General features: G+C 30.8%; 2 protein-coding genes. Both read left to right on the forward strand.

Features of this window, described 5'->3' with window-relative positions; translation table 11 throughout:
- Positions 1–242 precede the first annotated feature (242 nt).
- Positions 243–1,034 carry a helix-turn-helix domain-containing protein gene (locus tag ACEN2N_RS18910; RefSeq protein ID WP_441825785.1) on the forward strand — a complete coding sequence of 264 codons (792 nt, stop codon included), beginning with the start codon at positions 243–245 and terminating at the stop codon, positions 1,032–1,034.
- Positions 1,035–1,101: 67 nt separating this feature from the next.
- Positions 1,102–1,983: a hypothetical protein gene (locus ACEN2N_RS18915; RefSeq protein WP_441825786.1), complete on the forward strand. Its 882-nt coding sequence runs from the start codon at positions 1,102–1,104 to the stop codon at positions 1,981–1,983.
- Positions 1,984–2,125: the final 142 nt, after the last annotated feature.

Genomic DNA, 2,125 nt, shown 5'->3' on the forward strand with positions numbered 1-2,125 from the left:
GCGCATAAGGGACTTACACCCTCTAAATAAATCCTTATATTGCTATAAGGTAAAGATGCCCATACTGGGCACACACAGTGTATATAAAAAATAGGCGAAATAGTAATAAAATTAAAGGTTTCAGCTCGTATAAAACCTTGTACTTAACCGAAAGTTCAGTGCTTCGAAATCGCCTACTTTTCATATACTAAACGTTGCCACACATTAAAAAAAGCGAGTTATAATTTAAGAAAAAATTGAAATTGACGAGTAAAAGAAACATAAGTGAATACTACCAACTACCAATTCTTGATGGATTAGAATTACTAAATGCAAAATCACATACCTTAGATTTTCCTTTTCATACACACAATACCTTCAATATTGCTTTAATATTAGAAAACACTTTTAATATTAGGCTTGAAGATAAAGATATAATGGTACCACAAGGGGTTCTATCAATAGTTCATCCAAATGAAGTACACGCCACACCTTGTGACAAAGATTTAGGAAACTCCTTTTTTACATTTTATGTTTCACCAGAAGCTATTAAAGATTTTAATAATGGGGAACCTGTGTTTTTTGAAGATAAAATTATCTATGACCAATATGTTTTTAATGAACTTTATTTTTTGTCAGTGCATTTTAAAAATAATGAAATCGATTTTGAAAATCGACTCATTGCAGTATTAAAATTACTTGTTAAAAATTATACTTCCGTTCAACCTATAAAATTCGCAACAAGTAAATTATTTCAATCTTTTATCACTGAAACAAACTTTGAATCTTTTTCATTGAATAAAACTGCAAGTCAGTTTGGGTTGAACAAGTATAAATTCATTAGGCTTTTTAAGCAAGAAACAGGTTTAACACCAAATAACTATGTGCTGTTATCTCGAATTCAAGAGAGCAAGAATATGTTAAAAGAAGGAAAACCTATATTTAATACAGCAATTGATTGTGGGTTTTACGACCTTTCTCACTTTTATAAAAATTTCAAACGATTTACAGGTATCAATCCATTGGATTTTCAAAATTCTTTCCTTATCAAGTAGTGCAATATTTTACAATTGTCTTTATTAAGCTTGTTCTAACTTTGCTTAAAATTCAAATAAATCTATTATGAAACAAATCTCAATCTTACTGTTCATTCTTTCAGTTACTATTTCAAATGCTCAAGAAGTTATTCCATTTGAATTAGGTGATGACAACCGTATATATTTAAAAGGACTCATTAATCAGTCTGACACCCTAAATTTAGTGTTTGATCTAGGCGCAAATATTACTGTTTTAAATAAAATAAAAATGGAGTCCAAAAATGTCCACATTAAATTTGATACCATTGTAAGCAATGGGGGTAAAAATGGGGCTTCAAAGGAAAGTAAAAGTTTTAACAATCTCGTCAAAATAGGAAAGCTAGATTACACCGGAAAAGAGGTGCTTGGAATAGCATACCCTGAAAGTGAATTATTAGATGGGTTGATTGGTTGGAATTTTTTTGACGATAAAATAGTGGAAATTGATTATGAAAGTAAAGAACTTTTAATTTCAGATCATCTACCAAAGTATTCCAAAAAATTTAGCAAAAACAAATTGAAATTTATAAACGGACTTCCGTATGCAAAAACGATTTTGTATAAAGGAAAGAAAAAAGTAAAAATATGGTCAATGCTCGACACGGGCTATAACTCTACTTTAGATTTGTATTACAGCACTGCAATCAAAAATAAACTTTTAAATGAATATCAAGTTATTGGTGAGTCCACTAGCTTTGGTACAGATGGTACTGTTACAAAATCTGATTACGTTTTAATTCCAAGAATCGAAATTGGAGGCTATGAAATATATAATATGCCTGCTGATATAGCAAAAACAAAAGTTGAATCTCATATTCCTGCTCTTTATGGAGGGGATTTATTAAAACGGTTTCGTATTATTTTAGATTTTAAAAACAAACACGTATATCTAATGCCTAATAGAAACATCAATAGTAAATATCAATAATGAATTTTAATTTGAACAAGCATGAATAAAAAACGTGTGGCAATCGAGTAGACGGCCGTGAGCTTTAAAGCCCACGGTGCGCCTCTCACACCACCGTGCGTACGGGTCTCGTACACGGCGGTTCGTTATATCAGAACTTTAC

It is taken from the genome of Maribacter spongiicola (genome assembly GCF_052119685.1).
GTDB classification, from domain to species: Bacteria; Bacteroidota; Bacteroidia; order Flavobacteriales; family Flavobacteriaceae; genus Maribacter; species Maribacter spongiicola_A.